16 protein-coding genes are annotated in these 16,178 nt (G+C 38.0%); 2 read left to right on the forward strand and 14 right to left on the reverse strand.

All coding sequences use genetic code 11. The annotated features are described in order from the left end of the window. Positions 1-25: 25 nt before the first annotated feature. The 4 genes from BAOM_RS23115 to BAOM_RS23130 all read right to left on the reverse strand — a co-directional run bounded on the left by BAOM_RS23115 (position 26) and on the right by BAOM_RS23130 (position 3,947). Positions 26-1,081, reverse strand: coding sequence for an ABC transporter permease (locus BAOM_RS23115; protein WP_127762287.1), 1,056 nt, complete (start codon positions 1,079-1,081; stop codon positions 26-28). After that, positions 1,078-1,803 (reverse strand): ABC transporter ATP-binding protein, encoded by a 726-nt coding sequence (locus BAOM_RS23120; protein ID WP_127762288.1) that lies wholly within the window; start codon positions 1,801-1,803, stop codon positions 1,078-1,080. The genes BAOM_RS23115 and BAOM_RS23120 overlap by 4 nt, the downstream gene beginning before the upstream one ends. A 239-nt stretch (positions 1,804-2,042) precedes the next feature. After that, positions 2,043-2,462: a universal stress protein gene (locus BAOM_RS23125; protein ID WP_127762289.1), complete on the reverse strand. Its 420-nt coding sequence runs from the start codon at positions 2,460-2,462 to the stop codon at positions 2,043-2,045. A 21-nt stretch (positions 2,463-2,483) separates the two neighbouring features. Further along, positions 2,484-3,947, reverse strand: coding sequence for a SulP family inorganic anion transporter (locus BAOM_RS23130; RefSeq protein WP_127762290.1), 1,464 nt, complete (start codon positions 3,945-3,947; stop codon positions 2,484-2,486). A gap of 184 nt (positions 3,948-4,131) precedes the next feature. Between BAOM_RS23130 and BAOM_RS23135 the strand changes: the two genes are divergently transcribed. Continuing rightward, complete coding sequence (locus tag BAOM_RS23135) at positions 4,132-4,674, forward strand: recombinase family protein (RefSeq protein WP_127762291.1); 543 nt, start codon at positions 4,132-4,134, stop codon at positions 4,672-4,674. A 150-nt stretch (positions 4,675-4,824) separates the two neighbouring features. Here BAOM_RS23135 and BAOM_RS23140 read toward each other — a convergent pair whose 3' ends face one another. From BAOM_RS23140 to BAOM_RS23160, 5 genes are all read right to left on the reverse strand, one after another. Beyond that, positions 4,825-5,439, reverse strand: coding sequence for a PH domain-containing protein (locus tag BAOM_RS23140; protein WP_127762292.1), 615 nt, complete (start codon positions 5,437-5,439; stop codon positions 4,825-4,827). A gap of 126 nt (positions 5,440-5,565) precedes the next feature. Beyond that, positions 5,566-7,026: a MocR-like pyridoxine biosynthesis transcription factor PdxR gene (pdxR, locus tag BAOM_RS23145; protein ID WP_127762293.1), complete on the reverse strand. Its 1,461-nt coding sequence runs from the start codon at positions 7,024-7,026 to the stop codon at positions 5,566-5,568. A 19-nt stretch (positions 7,027-7,045) separates the two neighbouring features. Continuing rightward, complete coding sequence (locus tag BAOM_RS23150) at positions 7,046-8,326, reverse strand: TRAP transporter large permease (RefSeq protein ID WP_127762294.1); 1,281 nt, start codon at positions 8,324-8,326, stop codon at positions 7,046-7,048. Next, complete coding sequence (locus BAOM_RS23155) at positions 8,323-8,799, reverse strand: TRAP transporter small permease (protein ID WP_127762295.1); 477 nt, start codon at positions 8,797-8,799, stop codon at positions 8,323-8,325. Before BAOM_RS23155 ends, BAOM_RS23150 begins: the two co-directional genes overlap by 4 nt. A 97-nt stretch (positions 8,800-8,896) precedes the next feature. Further along, positions 8,897-9,901 (reverse strand): DctP family TRAP transporter solute-binding subunit, encoded by a 1,005-nt coding sequence (locus BAOM_RS23160; RefSeq protein WP_127762296.1) that lies wholly within the window; start codon positions 9,899-9,901, stop codon positions 8,897-8,899. Positions 9,902-10,144: 243 nt separating this feature from the next. Here BAOM_RS23160 and BAOM_RS23165 point away from each other — a divergent pair, with 243 nt between their 5' ends. Then, on the forward strand, positions 10,145-11,692 hold the full coding sequence (locus BAOM_RS23165; protein ID WP_127762297.1) for an ABC-F family ATP-binding cassette domain-containing protein: 1,548 nt from the start codon (positions 10,145-10,147) through the stop codon (positions 11,690-11,692). Between the two features lie 139 nt (positions 11,693-11,831). Here the strand turns inward: BAOM_RS23165 and BAOM_RS23170 are convergent, their stop codons facing one another. From BAOM_RS23170 to BAOM_RS23190, 5 genes are all read right to left on the reverse strand, one after another. Further along, the gene (locus BAOM_RS23170; RefSeq protein ID WP_252282868.1) at positions 11,832-13,019 is read right to left on the reverse strand and encodes a class I SAM-dependent methyltransferase; all 1,188 of its coding nucleotides are present in this window, start codon (positions 13,017-13,019) and stop codon (positions 11,832-11,834) included. A 25-nt stretch (positions 13,020-13,044) separates the two neighbouring features. Next, positions 13,045-13,677, reverse strand: coding sequence for a response regulator (locus BAOM_RS23175; RefSeq protein WP_127762298.1), 633 nt, complete (start codon positions 13,675-13,677; stop codon positions 13,045-13,047). Then, complete coding sequence (locus BAOM_RS23180) at positions 13,670-14,716, reverse strand: sensor histidine kinase (RefSeq protein WP_127762299.1); 1,047 nt, start codon at positions 14,714-14,716, stop codon at positions 13,670-13,672. Before BAOM_RS23180 ends, BAOM_RS23175 begins: the two co-directional genes overlap by 8 nt. Next, complete coding sequence (gene liaF / locus BAOM_RS23185; protein WP_164853320.1) at positions 14,713-15,450, reverse strand: cell wall-active antibiotics response protein LiaF; 738 nt, start codon at positions 15,448-15,450, stop codon at positions 14,713-14,715. Before liaF ends, BAOM_RS23180 begins: the two co-directional genes overlap by 4 nt. A gap of 96 nt (positions 15,451-15,546) precedes the next feature. Beyond that, entirely contained in the window at positions 15,547-16,170 is a 624-nt protein-coding gene (locus BAOM_RS23190) for a PspA/IM30 family protein (RefSeq protein WP_127762301.1), read from the reverse strand. Positions 16,171-16,178 lie beyond the last annotated feature (8 nt).

A 16,178-nucleotide genomic window follows, 5' to 3' on the forward strand; every position in this document is an offset into this window, starting at 1 on the left:
CACTTCCTTTATCCTCTGGACTTAATTATAACCTACGATACTTTTTCAATGCGAATATATTGAGAATAATAAAGATGACAGCAAAGACAACTAGAGCAAATATATTCCCGCTAATTTCACTTAAACTTAGTCCTTGATACATAACGCCCTTCAAAGCACCTGCCGCATAGTAGATAGGCATAACTTTGCCTACTGCTTGCAGCCAATCCGCCATGCCATCAAGCGGAAGAATACCAGCAAAAAAGATTTGTGGAATCACAACAACAGGAATAAACTGTACCATTTGAAATTCAGACGCAGCAAAGGTAGATAACAATGTTCCTAAAGAAAGAGCGACTAGTGCCAGCAATAAATTAATAAGGATGACATTCCAAACAGACCCTACCATAACCACATCTAATACATGAATAGAAAATAGCACGACAATAACGGTTTGAATAACCGCAAATATCCCAAAACCGATCAAGTATGCCGCTACGATTTCCCATCTTCGAATAGGTGTTGACATCAGCCGTTCCAATGTACCAGTTGTTCGCTCTTTTAATAATCCAATCCCGGAAATCAGAAAAACAAAAAAGAATACAAAGAAACCAACTAAAACAGGACTTAATACATCAAAAAATTCAGTTTCACTGTTCCCGTAAACATACTGGGTATCGATACTGTTTTGCGGCAACTTAACGGATGAAGCATGCTGATCCATCCGTTTTGATTGTGTATATAGGGATACGGCTTGGTTCACCTTCAGTTGTAAAGCTTTAGATGTTGTTGGCTCACGATTCAGTAATGTTAATTCTAGTTTTCCACTTTTCATTTTCAGCAAACCATCCAGTTCGTCTTCCACAATTGTTTCCTCATCAGCTTTCTCATACTGTTTCACGTTGATATCTGCTTCTTCTAATACATTTGCAAGACTATGATCTACATTTACTACCGCTAATTTAGGGTCAACCGTATTGCCATTAAATAAGAAATACATAAGCGTTAGAATGATTAATGGCGCAACAAATAACAAAGCTAAGGTTCGTTTGTCTCGGAGCATTTGTTGACAAATTCTTTTGACTAACGCCGCTATTCTCATGAATGGCTCCTCCCCGCTTGTAAGAATACCTCATCTAAATTGCCTGCTCCGTAATACGTCTTTAATTCTTGCGGTGTACCTCTTGTTAAAATGACACCATCTCTTACCATCGCGACAAAATCACATTTTTCTGCTTCATCCATAACATGTGTAGTCACGATAATAGTTTTCCCTTCTTCATCCTTCAAACGTAATAATTCATTCCAAATGCTTAATCTTAATTCCGGGTCAATTCCTACCGTTGGTTCATCTAAGATAAGAATTTTTGGATTTTGAATCAAAGCGATGGCAAGAGATAGCCGACGCTTCATTCCTCCTGAGTAAGCAGATACTTTTTTATTTAATTCATTTGTTAAGTTCACTAATTCTGCTGCGTAGGCGATTCGATTCTTCATTTCTGTCTTATTCAATTTGTACAGAGAAGCAAAGAATGTAAGGTTTTCCTTCCCTGTTAACTCTGCATATAAGGCATCAGCTTGAGCCATATAGCCAATCTCTTGCAGCAGTGCCAGATTAGGCACTTTTTCATTTAATACATGAATAGTTCCAGAATCAGGCATATCCATACCAACAATCATTTTTACTAACGTTGTCTTCCCTGCACCTGAGGGACCAATAAATCCATAAATTCGACCTTCCTCAATCTGTAGATCAATCTCATGTAAGACCACTTTTTTACCGAAACGTTTACTAACTTGTTCGATTGCAATGCTGATACTCATATATCATACCTCCATTCACAAAAAGTGATTGATTACTTATTTTAACTTTACTACGTATTTTATTCACATCAATAACAATGAATTCCTTTTATTTATGACTAAGCATAATCCAAATCATAAACCAAACCACCGGATAATTAATCGGTGGTTTGGTCTTTTTGTTCCCTATTTATCTAAGTCAAACCAATAAGCAGCTGGGTAAAATACTCTCTAAATTAAGCTAAGATGAGCAATTGTACTTACTTTACGATAAGAACTGGACAATTGGCTCTTTTTACAACTTTATGGCTCACGCTTCCTAGCACCATTTCTTGTAAAGAATTAAGTCCGCGGCTTCCAATGACAACTAAGTCAAATTGTTCTTTATTTGTATACTCAACAATCGTTGGACCAGGCTCTCCATGCATAATATTAATTCGGTAAGATTGTTCATGGGACTTTAACAGTTTTTCCACTGATTCAAGTTTTTTTCGACGCGATAATTCTAATTCTTCTTTTCCTTGAGCGTGAAGAACCTCACTTCTAGATTTTGTAAAATTCACTATATATACAATTTCAATCACACATTGTTTATCTAAAGAAGCTATCTTTACAGCTTCTTCAGCTGCTCTCAATGAATTTTCCGACCCATCCGCAGCCAACAAAATCTTTTTATACATCGTTCCACTCCTATTGAAAGATTAATGTGTACCTAATTTTGCATGGGAATCATCATATATAGATAGTTTATCTACAAGCTTTTGACTAGTCGCATTTAGGCCCTTAATCGTTACTGCATTGCCGCTTTCTTGATATTTCATCACGACTTTATCAATAGCTCCTACTGCCGAGTCATCCCATATATGAGAGTTTGAGAAATCAATAATAATACTGGACTGTTTAACGGCAAAGTCAAACGAATCTACAAAGCCTTCAACAGAAGCAAAGAATAATTGACCTTCGACATCAAATACTAAGTTTTGATTTACGTTACGTTTCGTTACTTTAATCTTAGAAATTTTAGCTGCAAAGAAAATAGTGCTCAAAATAACACCTGCAATGACACCTTTTGATAAATCATGCGTGGCTACTACGATAGATACCGTAGCTAGCATGACTACTGCATCACTTTTTGGTGCTTTTCTTAAATAAGAGAAAGAAGACCAATCGAATGTTCCAATGCAGACCATAATCATAATTCCAACTAGAACAGGCATTGGAATCTGCACGACTAAATCGCCTAATACAATAATTAAAAACATTAAAAATATACCTGCAATAAAAGTAGATAAACGGCTGCGTCCACCTGATTTTACATTGATGACAGACTGTCCAATCATCGCACAACCTGCCATTCCTCCAAAGAAACCAGTTACGATGTTCGCAATACCTTGTCCTCTAGCTTCTCTATTTTTGTCACTTTCCGTCCCCGTCATATCATCAACGATTGAGGCCGTCAGTAAAGACTCTAATAAACCTACAATAGCTAAAGCAATAGAATACGGAAAAATAATGCTCAACGTTTCAAATGTTAACGGTACATCTGGTATAAAAAACGTCGGTAATGATTGTGTTATCGTACCTAAATCGCCAACCGTGCGCAGCTCCACATCTGAATAAATCGCAATAATGGTTAATAAAATAATCGCTATTAACGGAGCCGGAATGGACTTAATAAATTTAGGCACTACATATACAATCACTAATGTAATGGCGACAAAAACATATGTCATAGTAGAAACTCCAATAAAATGAGGCACCTGTGCCATGAAAATTAAAATAGCTAAGGCATTAACAAAACCAATCATGACCGCTCTCGGAATAAATTTCATCAATTTAGCTATTTTACATACGCCAAAAATAATTTGAATAATTCCTGTTAAAAGGGTTGCTGCGAACAAATAGTTCAATCCATGTTCCTTTACTAAAGGAAGCATTAATAATGCCATAGCTCCGGTTGCAGCTGAAATCATTCCCGGCCTTCCGCCAGCAAATGCAATAATAACTGCCATAGTAAAAGAGGCATACAGCCCAACCATGGGGTCTACTCCTGCGATAATGGAGAAAGCAATAGCTTCCGGAATTAATGCTAATGCCACAACAATCCCAGAAAGCACATCTCCTCTAATATTTGAAAACCATTCTTTTTTCAACTTTTCTGTCATGTTAGTTATTTACACCTCACGTAGATTTTTTCGACTTTTACTTCTCCTAAAAGTCAAGAATCGATAATTAATAGAATGAGTTTATCACCATTCTTCCCTAAAAGGAACTATTTTGGGAATTTTTTATTAAAGAAATTTTTTATGATATGATACACTAAACAAAGGATTGTTAGGAGAATATACAATGTTAATCGGGTATATGAGGCCTTCCCAAGAAGATCCAAACTGTGAAATGCAACATAGCTATTTAACAGAGATCAATTGTCAAACTATCATTTCAGAAGAGCATTCCTCAGCTAAAAAAAGAGTGCAATTACATCATATGCTAAATCATCTCAATCAAGGTGACAAAATAGTCATTACCAAGCTTTTCACTATTGCTGATTCCACACGTCATTTAGTGGAAGTATTAGATGTAATCGCTGCTAAAGGAGCTCACCTTCACTCTATTTCAGAAGGAATCGATACAAGCAGAACTTCAGGATACAGTTTTAATGAAATCGCGAAGCACCTGTTAGAATTTCAAAGTGACGTAATCAGTGAAAGAACTAAACAAGGCATAGATAGGGCCAAGCAAAAAGGAGCTACCCCGGGCAGACCAAGAAAGCCTGACGAAAATGTAACACGTGCTATTATTATGTATCAAAGTAAAAAATATAGTCTGGCTGAGATTAAAGCTGAAACAGGGATTAGCAAGTCGACTCTGTATCGTTATTTAGAAAATTGAAGTTATTTTTGTCTTCCTTTCTCAAACGAAGGCTTTACTTTAGCAAAAGCTAGAAAGTATAACCTGCTCCCTCTCGTTGATATTGATGAATAAAAAAGACACCATGTTGAGTTGAAGTTCATAACCTCACTCAAATGGTGTCTTTTTCAATTAGTTATTAATATACTTCTCAAACACATCTCCAAAATCCTTCAAATGATACTGATCATGAACCGATGTCAGCCAAGTAAAACCAAAATCGGTTAACTCTTTGTACGTATCAGCTAGTTTGTTATCATCTGTTCTTGAGTTTTGGAGAATACTCACCGCTTTATCTAAGCTTCGTGAACCCATTTCTAAGTAAATCTTATTCTCATAAGTGATTTCAGCAATACGCAGCAGCGATTTATATAAATCCTTCAGCTGTTCAATTTGATCTTTGCGTACATCGATATCAAATTGAACATTGCCAATCGTAAATTTAATCTCTACATCCATATCAATTTTTCCGGCCGTTTCAAGAAGCACATTAGAAATGGCATATTGTGAATATGGGTAGCGCTTCAATGTTCTTTTTGAAGAAACCGCACTTGCTCCATCCACATGAATAAGCGCTAAGTTTGTAAAGCAATATTCATCTGCTTTTGTCTTAATTAAAAAGTAGATTTTTTCGTTATCTTCATGCATGACATAATCATCAGCATCTGTTTTATCATAATCAGCAGGGGAAATAATTTTACCAATATCAGATAGACCTAACGCATCCGCAGCAATTTTTTTAAACATTGTATAAGTTCCTCCTTAACTATTGTCATCTCCTTCATTTTACCAACAACCAATATACATTTATATGGTGTTTTAGTAGGGTTATGCCCTATATGAATGATAAAAAAACATGAGCCTCTTTTAGACTCATGTTTTCATATCTTCTCGATCTATAATCTCCACAATCCTGTTCAAGCCACGCTTCAATTGCTCAAGCGATGGATTTGTAAACGCCAAACGGAAGTAATTTTCATACATTCCTGTTCCACTCATCCAATTCCCTGGAACAAGCGATACATCAGGCAGAGCTAAGTCGAGGAGCCTTTCCGAAGAAAGTCCATGCTCTAACTTACACCACGCAAAAATGCCGCCTTCCGGTATTTGCACACTAACCGCTTTCGATTTACTAAAAGCCTCCTGAACCATGTCTACCCTTATCTTATACGCCTTTCTGACGCGTTGTAAATGAGGAGTTAAACGCCCTTCAGATAAGAATGTATACACAGCTGCTTGTGTTAAAACATTACTATGTAAATCAATACGCTGCTTAATTTTCGTTAGGTTTGCAATAATCCCCTCTGGTGCAACGACCACTGCTACACGAAGTTCTGGAAATAAGTATTTTGAGAATGATCGAAGATAAATAATCATGCCATCCTCATCCATCGCCTTTAACGGAGGAGCCGGTTTTTTCCCGTAATAAAGTAAACTCGTTGGATCATCTTCTATTAGAAGGACATCATACTTTTTAGCAAGATTTAATAAATCTTTTCTTCGTTGTTGTGACATCACAATCCCAGTTGGATTATGAAAAGTAGGATTTAGATAGATAAACTTCACAGGAAAGTTCCTTAGTAACTGTTCTAAATTATCTAATTTAATTCCTTCTTTATCTAACGTTATTCTCAAAATTTCCGCTCCGCTTGCAGTAAAGGCATCAGAAGCAACCTGAAATCCCGGCTCTTCGACGATGACATAATCTCCTGGACCTAAAAACAGTCTGCTGATAAGATCCAATCCTTGCATCGCTCCAGAAACAATCATCATTTCACTTTTTTTCGGATATAACCTGCTTTCCTTTAACCATTCCATCATATAGGAATGCAGTGGTTCATATCCTTGTGTAGGAGAGGGAAGCTGTATAAGCTTTGGATGTTTCCGTAAACATTCGGCTAAACACTCGCTTATCTCAATACCAGGATGAATCTCAGGAGCAGTACCTGCCCTTGCCAACTGAATAGATTCTGAGTTTTGTCCAAACTTTATAATCGCTTCTAATCCGTGATTCATCGTATCTGTTTCATACACAAAGTTGGATTGCCACTTAGTCTTAGTGCTAACTCTCTCTCGGCGCGGCCCACGCATAATAAAGGTCCCGCTCCCCTGTTGACTGCGAATAATCCCCTTCGTTTTCATATCTTCATTAGCCAATGTAATGGTCATTCGACTCACTTGCAAGTAATCTGCTAATTTTCTTTCTGATGGCAAACGAGTACCTGGCTTCAGCTTGCCTTGATAGACCATTTTTTCGACTTGCTCAGATATTTGTTTATATAACGGAAGCTTGTGCTCACTGTCGAGTTCGATATCTTGCCAAAGTCCAGTCATGGGAGCACCCCCTTCTGTTTTAATCCATTAAGCCTGGAAGCCATAATGACAGAGCCGGGATATATGTAACGAGCAGTAAAACGAAAATAGCAACTAAAAGGAACGGAATAACCCCTATTGAAATCTGTTTTAAAGAGAGTCCTGTCAATCCACAGGCCACATATAAATCCAATCCTACAGGCGGCGTTACTAAACCAATCGCTAAGTTCAATGTCATTAGCACCCCAAAATGAATAGGGTCAATTTCCATCGCAATAAGAATTGGTAAAAAGATTGGCAGGAAAATATAGTACGCAGAAATAGCATCAACGAACATCCCCGCAATCAATAAAATAATGGTAATAATGAATAGAATTGTATATTTATTATCCGCAAGTCCCATTAACATATTAGCCATATCTTGAGCGATTCCCTCTACTGTCAATAACCAAGCAAAAGAGGAAGCCGCTGCGACAATTAGCATGATCATAGAGGTATTCTTCGCAGACTCAATTAATAAACTAGGAATCTCTTTCAAACTAAACTCTTTATAGATAAATAAACCAACAAATAAACCATAAAATACAGCTACAATCGCTGATTCAGTAGGTGTAAATAAACCGGAGTAAATCCCACCTAGGATAATTAAAGGTGCCAGTAACCCCCAAGAAGCCTCTTTAAACGCTTTCCATCTTTCTTGGCTGCTTGCTTTCGGCAATGTTGGAATATTGTACTTTCTTGCTATTACATATCCAGTAATCGCCAAAAATAGCCCCATTAATAAACCAGGAACGATACCCGCAATAAATAGTTTACCAATTGAAACTTCCGCAACGACCCCATAGACAACATAGGCAATACTTGGCGGAAGAACGATACCCATTCCACCAGCCGTTGCAAGTAATCCTGCTGATTGGTCTTTTCGATATCCTTGCTTTACCATAGCTGGAATGACAATCGCACCGACAGCAGCCATGGTTGCTGGACCGGAACCTGACATGGAAGCAAAGAAAGTAGCTGCAATAACGGCTACAATTGCCATGCCGCCTCGATAATGGCCTGTCATTGCTTGAGCAAAGGCAATTAAACGTTTAGAAATCCCCGCTCTCTCCATGATCAATCCTGCTAGGAAGAAGAAAGGAATCGCAAGTAAGGTAAATTTGGTCATCGATGAAAACATCGTAGACGGTAAAGATGGTAACGGTAATTCAAACGCAAACATCGTAATAACCGTGGATAAACCAAGAGCAACCGCTATCGGCACATTTAAAAATAATAATATAAAAAAGCTGGCAAATAAACAAATCGCTGTTGCACTCATGACTTCATTCTCCCTCTAATTGTTTTAATTTCCAAGATACACCCTTCCCAGAAACGAAGAACGCATAGAAAGGACCCGAGTGGAACTGCTAAACCCATAATCCATTCATCTAATCCTAAAGCTGGCGTTTTTTGCTGATATTCATATTGCTGCATCACCATTTCTAGCCCAAACCAAAACAGAACAGCAAAGAATACAGTTGTTAAACAACCAATTAAGATCGCGATAATTATTTGCAATTTTGGCGGCAAATAATCTGTTAATAAGCTAAAACCTAAATGCCCTTTTTCTCTGGCAAGTAAAGACGCTCCAATAAAGATTGCATAAGCAAATAAATTTGTTGTTAACTCTTCTGTCATGGAAAGCGATACATTTAAAAAGTATCTAGATAACACGTTAGCCATCGTTACTCCACAAATGACAATCATTAAAATCGCTAACAACCACTCCTCTAGCCTAACAAAGATTTTCACTGTATTTCCCCCATCTTGATTAAATAAGAAAAGACTCGAAAGGAAACTCGCTTCCTTCCGAGTACTATTTCTACAAGCTGCTTACATTACCAATGTCTTATTCAGCACGGAACGCATCTAAGAACTCTTTCCCAATCACTTTTTCATATTGATCGATAACTGGAGCCGATTTCTCTTGGAAACCCGCAATTTGCTCCGGAGTTAATTCTGTTACTTTCATGCCTTGCTCTTTTAATTCAGCTAGAATTTCTTTATCTTTTTCACGATTTAACTGAATTTGATATTGTGCAGCTTCTTCAGCTGTTTCTTTTAGAATTTTTTGTGTTTCTTTATCTAAACCATCATATAACTCTTTATTAATACCAAATACAAGCGGGTCGTACATGTAATTCCAGATTGTTAAATAATCTTGAACTTCAGATAATTTATTATTCAGAATAATTGGCAGTGGATTTTCTTGTCCATCAATGACACCTTGTTGAAGAGAAGTAAACACTTCTGACCAGTTCATAACCGTTGGGTCTGCACCAAATTGTTTATATGTATCAACCATTGCCTCCATAGAAGGTGTTCGAACTTTTAACTTCTCTAAATCTTCCGGTGTTTCAATTGCATGTTTGCTATTCGTAATTTGACGGTATCCGTTTTCACCAAATGCTAAAGGTTCAATTCCTTTACTGCGAATTAGCTCTTTTAATTTCTCTCCACCTTCACCATTCATTACTTTATCCGCCTGCTCATAATTTGGAATTAACCAAGGTAAAGAAGGTGCAGCAAATTTTGGATCTAGTACATTATAAATAATCATAGAGTGAATAGAAGCTTCCGTTGAACCATTTTGAACTGCCTCTAACCCTTTAGGTTGATTACCATTTGAAAGAGATTCATTTGGATATAATTTAATGCTGATTTTCCCATCAGATTCTTCCTTAGCAAGCTCGGCCCATTTATTAACACCTTGCCCCCAAGTATCTTGCTCAGATACGGAAATACTGACCTTCACATTTAATTGATCATCCTTTTCTCCGCTGCTGCTGTTGGAACAACCCGCAAGACCAAGTGCAAGCAATGCAGCTGCTCCCCATTTCATATACTTTTTCATTCTTTTGTTTCCCCCTCTTTTGCATACGTTTTCACTTAATATTTAGAATATTATAAAAAAATAACATTGGATATAACCAATTTTTCAATTGGACTTATACAGTTACAGCTTATTAGCACAGTACTATAACAGCTCAATTTTATTTCCATATATAACTTCCTAGTTTAGATAGTAATCTACTATATATTTTAGTATGATAATTCGTAGGGATTTTGCATATTATTTAGGAGGTTCACAAACAGAATGAGCTTACTTTCTATAGATAAATTAGGCCATAGCTTTGGCGATCGTACATTATTTAAAGATGTTTCTTTTCGGCTGTTAGCCGGTGAACACGTTGGATTAGTTGGCGCAAATGGCGTTGGAAAATCAACGATGATGAATATTATTACAGGTCAATTAATTCATGATACAGGCCGCGTTGAATGGACACCAGGCGTACAATATGGCTACCTTGATCAACATACTGTATTATCGAGAGGAAAAACCATTCGTGACGTATTAAGAGATGCTTTCCTTCCTCTTTTTGAGCAAGAAAAGGCGCTGAATGAAGTAACAGAAAAGATGGCAACCGCTACACCTGAGGAATTGGAAACACTGCTTGAGGACATGGGCATCATTCAAGATAAACTAGAGGCTGGCGGTTTTTATAATCTTGATATAAAAATTGAAGATGCCGCTCGTGGTTTAGGACTAGACGCTATTGGCCTTGACCGTGATGTTTCTGCACTAAGCGGCGGACAGCGTACAAAAGTTTTATTAGCAAAGCTATTACTAGAACAACCTGAAGTTTTACTATTGGACGAACCAACGAACTACTTAGATGTTGAACATATTCGTTGGCTAAGCAGCTATTTAAAAGAATATCCACATGCGTTTCTATTAATTTCGCATGATACAGAGTTTATGAACGGTGTTGTTGATGTTATTTTCCATCTAGAATTTTCAAAATTAACGCGTTATACTGCGACTTATGAAAAATTCCTAGAGCTTGCAGAAATCAACAAAAATCAACATATTAATGCCTATGAAAAACAAAAAGAGTTTATTAAAAAGCAAGAAGACTTCATCGCGAAAAATAAAGCGCGCTATTCTACAACAGGTCGTGCGAAAAGCCGTCAAAAGCAATTGGACAGAATTGAGAGAATTGATCGCCCTGAAACAGCGATGAAACCAACATTCGACTTTAAAGAATCACGTGCTAGCAGCCGCTATGTATTTGAAGGGGAAAATTTAGAAATTGGCTATGACCGCCCTCTTCTACCAAAACTGACAATGAATATTGAGCGCGGGGAAAAAATTGCTGTAGTTGGCTGTAATGGTGTTGGTAAATCGACATTATTAAAAACGATTCTTGGTAAAATTGAGCCGCTTAGCGGAAAAAGACAACTCGGTGACTTCTTATTCCCATCTTATTTCGAGCAAGAAGTAAAAGCTGGCAGCACAACGCCGATTGATGAAGTATGGAATGCCTTCCCGCACTTAGATCAACCGCAAGTTCGCGCTATTCTCGCTCGTGTTGGTCTGAAAAACGAACATATTATGCGTCCGATGAATCAACTAAGCGGTGGAGAGCAATCAAAAGTCCGCATTTGTAAATTAATGCTGACAGAAAGCAACTGGCTTCTATTTGACGAGCCAACCAACCATTTAGATGTAGTCGCTAAAGAAGAATTAAAGCGTGCGATGAAAGAATATAAAGGAACAATTGTCCTCGTCTGCCATGAACCTGACTTCTATGAAGATTGGGTCACAAAAGTATGGGACGTAGAAGAATGGTCAAATCAATAAGTAAAAAGGGGCTGTCCATTTAATGGACAGCCCTCTTTCGTGGATAAATTGCAAAAGTTATTGATAAATGAATGATTTCAGTAGATAAAATTGAATTTGCATTGATAAATCAGAAAGAGTCGTCGATTAAACCGAAATCTTAAACACGCTCAGCAACTAATGTATAGGTTTTCGGTAAGCCAATATCATGCAGCTTATGATTTGGTTCTTCTTCTAACACTTTAATGACAAGCCCTGACTGAGCGGCAGCTGTAATTAATTCCCCAATTGTCCATTTTCTTTGTACCACTTGTGCCAATGTCTCTTTTGCATCATCTGGCATATGTTTTGTAAACGCAACAGGATTTTTCTCCATTGTTGGTGTGAAGTAATTCCCCGTGACTTTATGTTTTTTACCTGTAGACGTAATCAGTTTTGTCGAAATCGGATGAAATTCATGCAGAACAAACAAACCACCCGGCTTTAACATCGCTTTCACTTTTTCAAATAACGGATGTAGGTCAATTAAATAATGTAGAACGCCAAGTTCCATTAATACAAGATCTTGATTGCTGTTAAGGTGCTCTTCTTGTAAAGATAAAATATCTGAAACAACATACATTATATCCACATTTGCGGCTGTTGCTAATTCATTAGCAAACGTCGCATTTTCTTTTGAAAAATCGACCACCTTCACATCTGCTCCTAAAAGAGAAAGCGCAACAGCTTTGACTCCATTTGACCCCATTAAATGGGTGATTTTCTTTCCCTGCACGTCATGCAAATATTTATAAAATGGATGTAAGCGCCATTTTGGATTTTGCATAATCTTTTCAGCAAGCTCTGCTGGCTCGCCGTATCGATTCACTAAAGCGATGTAATTATTCTGATTCCACGCTTGTTCATTTTTGGCTGTAAATCCTTGCTGCTCTTTCATTAAATAGTCATGAATTTCTTTCTCGTAAGCAGCCATTTCTTCATCATATAAATAACTATATAGAGAACGGCACCATAGTTCCTGATTATCGAAACGATACGAAATTCGGTACGGGTCTGTTTTAATGGTTGTATTAAATAAACAACTGACCCTTATGGAAATATGATCTTGCTCCAAGTAAGCTACGGCTCGTTCCACTGTTTTTTCGATATTAGACAATGAATAAGTGTGCAATGTATCACACGCTTCTTTAAACAGGTCCCATTGAACGGCTACTTCAATCTCACTATAATCATGTAAGCGGACCTGCTGAACGGCTAAAGCGGCTTGACCGATAAATTGATAAGGAATCGATGCTTCTTCAAGCGCTTGTCCAATCTGTTGCACTGTATGTACATATGAAATTTCCATAAAAACCTCCAAAGAGCACTCGTATCTATTGAACTAACGAGTGCTTAAATGCATAAATGACAGCTTGTGTACGATCTTGTACTTCAAGCTTACTTAATATACTGCTCACATGAACTTTCGCTGTCTTTAACGCGATAAACAATTCATCTGCAATTTCTTGATTTGTTTTTCCTTGTGTCATTAATAATAAGATTTCCATTTCTCGTGCCGTTAATTGTTCATGCAATGCTTGAACTTTAGGGTGACGAAGCTTTGCCATCATTTTTCCGGTGACTTCCGGCTCAAGCACGCTTTGCCCCTGATAAGTAGCCCGAACAGCATCGGCAATGTCGCTCGCTTTCGATGTTTTCAGCATATAGCTTGTTGCTCCCGCCTCTAGGGCTGGATACACTTTTTCATCGTCTAAAAAGCTTGTTACAATAATAATTTTCGCTTCTGGCCATTTTTCTAAAATAACTTTGGTTGCTTCAATCCCATCCATCTCCGGCATCACCAAGTCCATCAGGATAATATCAGGACGCAATTCAATTGCCATGTCCACTGCCGTGCGCCCATTATCCGCCTCACCTATCACTTCGATATCACTTTGTGCAGATAAATAGGCGGCTACTCCTATTCTTACCATCTCATGGTCATCGACAAACAATACTTTAATCATTTTCTTCATCTCCCACATGCATGAATGGAATTTTCACTTCCAGTCGTGTACCTTGATTGGGCACACTTACAATCTTCATCGTTCCGCCAATCTCCACGGCTCGCTCGTACATATTATGCAAACCATAAGACCCTGCTTTTGCTTCATCAACGGAAAAACCGACTCCATCATCCACAATACGCAAAATAAGCAACTCATCGCGACTCATCAATAACACTTCAAGTGAATTCGCTTTCGCATGACGTAATGTATTAGAAACAGACTCCTGAACAATGCGAAAGAGGTGATCTTCAATACCTTTGTCTAAGATAACGGGTTCCAGCTTCCACGCAATCTCCATTGGTACTTTTTGTGTTAATTCAACGAGCAATTCCTGAATCCCTTCCTGCAATGTTTTATTATGTAAAGCAACAGGACGCAAATGTAATAATAATGCACGCATCTCAAGCTGAGATTGATGAATCATCCCTTCGACTAATGTCAACTGCTTCTTTTCTGTCGATTCAGCATCAGCATGCGATTCTGTAATGGCCGACATCAGCATCGATGCTGCAAATAATTGCTGACTAACAGAATCATGGAGCTCTCTCGCTAAGCGATTTCTCTCTTGGGAGATAATTTCTTGAATTTGTTTTTCCTGATCCACTGCTTTTTCATTGGCCATTTTTTGTGAGAGCTTCACTTGTTCATTCATTTGCTTCTGCACATGCCCAATTCGCTCCGCCATCCGCTTCAGTTCTTGAAGAGAAAAGACTGGAGTCCTTTGTGATGCTCGGCCTTGCTGGAGTAAATAAAGTTGTTCATCTAGCTCCTTCCATTGGCGCTTCCAATACAAACCGGAAAAAACACCATATATAATGCCTGCTCCCATCATCATAATAGGGACAAAAATAACAAAAGGAAGATCCATTACCCGTCTCTCCCACAGTAATTGCCAATGATCTAAAGGAAAAACGAGAAAAACGAGCGCTGGTACGACAATCGACAATACGAAAGAAACACCTAAAGCAGATAAAATTTGACGTGTCATCATACTCATACGCGTCTCACCTCTAAATCGCCGACGATGACTGCTGTCGTAATATGCACTTTTTGTTTAGCCCCGGTAAACTCTTCCGTTTGATAAGAGACAATTTGGTTAAAAATTCGCTCCTCATAAGCTTGATTAAAGATGGTTGCCCTTCCAGCCATAACAGAATGATGAACACGCACTTCTACTCCATATGGAACAAGGATTTGCATATTCCCTACCAAACAGCGAATCGAAATAACCGCATCCCCTTTCGGAAGAAGTGTTTGGCTTAAATCAATTACCGTATCCCCAAAACCCGTTTGGATATTCACAGGATTCCATTCATATACCGTATCAGGTGTTTGTTGATGACCAAACCATTTATTTTGAAAAAGAACATCTACTTTCACGAGATTCTCTTTCGTCATTCCCTCATTCATTTCATTAAAAGCTGGCTTCATCCACTGCGGATTTTTTTTCGATTTATAATACATACGTAACCAATAAATCAGAAGCACCATGAGAAAGAAACGAAATACCATCATATTTAAAACGGTTGCGACCGTCATAATCATTCCAAGGATAAACACAATTTTCCCTAATGTCCGTTTGAAGAACTTCTTACCAACGAAGATGCATCCAATTGAAAAAGCGAGGGAATATAGTAAGCCGCCGCCAAAAAATGAAATCTCGACAATCAATAACACTAGTCCAATCAAAAAAATCCAACTCATATAATCTGTTTTCATTTTATGAAACATTGGCCTTCCCTCCTTCATTTCATCAGATGTTAAAAGGCGTAGAAACCTACGCCTTTTAAGAATACCACGAGAACAATAAGAAATTGAATGGCTTTCTTATTGTTTATTTTCCTTTTCAATCTGAGCAATGCGGGCATCAATCGTGTGACGATGATAATTAGTGTTTACCTGCTGCTCAATGCGCTCTAAATAAAGTTCCATTTCTTCAAATTTAGCTATCGGCTGCGTATAAGGATCGTCGGCAGATAAGACCTGGTTTATTCGATGATTGGCTCGAGCAATATTCTCCCGCCCCATTAATTCCATTCTCTTAATATGCATGTCCTTTAGCTTATGTTTCATTTCTTCATATTTTCTCTCAAGTTCCGTCAATTGCTGCGCTGCTTGTTGCAATGCTTCTTGTAAATGCAGCGCACGCTGTTCATATTGAAGACTTTCCTGCGTCGCAAATTCCGTTAACTCTGCCTCACCCGCTTGTTTTGCAATCTCAGCCTGGCGCTTACGCTTTTCAGCTAGGTTTTGCGCCTCCTTATATTCCCTCGTAAACTCTGCTTGTAAAAGCGATTGACGCTCGATAAGCTTGCGAACCTTCTCCGTTTCCTGCTCACATTGACGCAAGTATTGATTCAACATCGCAATCGGATTCTTCTGCTCCTTTTTATCTAATAACTCATGAAAATCTGCCTCAACCGTTGCCTTGATTCTTGAAAATAAGCCCATATTTATTC

Origin of the sequence: Peribacillus asahii, assembly GCF_004006295.1 — a bacterium.
In the GTDB taxonomy this organism is placed as follows: domain Bacteria; phylum Bacillota; class Bacilli; order Bacillales; family DSM-1321; genus Peribacillus; species Peribacillus asahii_A.

Excerpts from the sequence above, each read along its gene's own strand:
- BAOM_RS23115 (WP_127762287.1), bottom strand. The coding sequence starts at position 1,081 with ATGAGAATAGCGGCGTTAGTCAAAAGAATTTGTCAACAAATGCTCCGA.
- BAOM_RS23120 (WP_127762288.1), bottom strand. The coding sequence starts at position 1,803 with ATGAGTATCAGCATTGCAATCGAACAAGTTAGTAAACGTTTCGGTAAA.
- BAOM_RS23125 (WP_127762289.1), bottom strand. The coding sequence starts at position 2,462 with ATGTATAAAAAGATTTTGTTGGCTGCGGATGGGTCGGAAAATTCATTG.
- BAOM_RS23130 (WP_127762290.1), bottom strand. The coding sequence starts at position 3,947 with ATGACAGAAAAGTTGAAAAAAGAATGGTTTTCAAATATTAGAGGAGAT.
- BAOM_RS23135 (WP_127762291.1), top strand. The coding sequence starts at position 4,132 with ATGTTAATCGGGTATATGAGGCCTTCCCAAGAAGATCCAAACTGTGAA.
- BAOM_RS23140 (WP_127762292.1), bottom strand. The coding sequence starts at position 5,439 with ATGTTTAAAAAAATTGCTGCGGATGCGTTAGGTCTATCTGATATTGGT.
- pdxR (WP_127762293.1), bottom strand. The coding sequence starts at position 7,026 with ATGACTGGACTTTGGCAAGATATCGAACTCGACAGTGAGCACAAGCTT.
- BAOM_RS23150 (WP_127762294.1), bottom strand. The coding sequence starts at position 8,326 with ATGAGTGCAACAGCGATTTGTTTATTTGCCAGCTTTTTTATATTATTA.
- BAOM_RS23160 (WP_127762296.1), bottom strand. The coding sequence starts at position 9,901 with ATGAAAAAGTATATGAAATGGGGAGCAGCTGCATTGCTTGCACTTGGT.
- BAOM_RS23165 (WP_127762297.1), top strand. The coding sequence starts at position 10,145 with ATGAGCTTACTTTCTATAGATAAATTAGGCCATAGCTTTGGCGATCGT.
- BAOM_RS23170 (WP_252282868.1), bottom strand. The coding sequence starts at position 13,019 with ATGGAAATTTCATATGTACATACAGTGCAACAGATTGGACAAGCGCTT.
- BAOM_RS23175 (WP_127762298.1), bottom strand. The coding sequence starts at position 13,677 with ATGATTAAAGTATTGTTTGTCGATGACCATGAGATGGTAAGAATAGGA.
- BAOM_RS23180 (WP_127762299.1), bottom strand. The coding sequence starts at position 14,716 with ATGAGTATGATGACACGTCAAATTTTATCTGCTTTAGGTGTTTCTTTC.
- liaF (WP_164853320.1), bottom strand. The coding sequence starts at position 15,450 with ATGTTTCATAAAATGAAAACAGATTATATGAGTTGGATTTTTTTGATT.
- BAOM_RS23190 (WP_127762301.1), bottom strand. The coding sequence starts at position 16,170 with ATGGGCTTATTTTCAAGAATCAAGGCAACGGTTGAGGCAGATTTTCAT.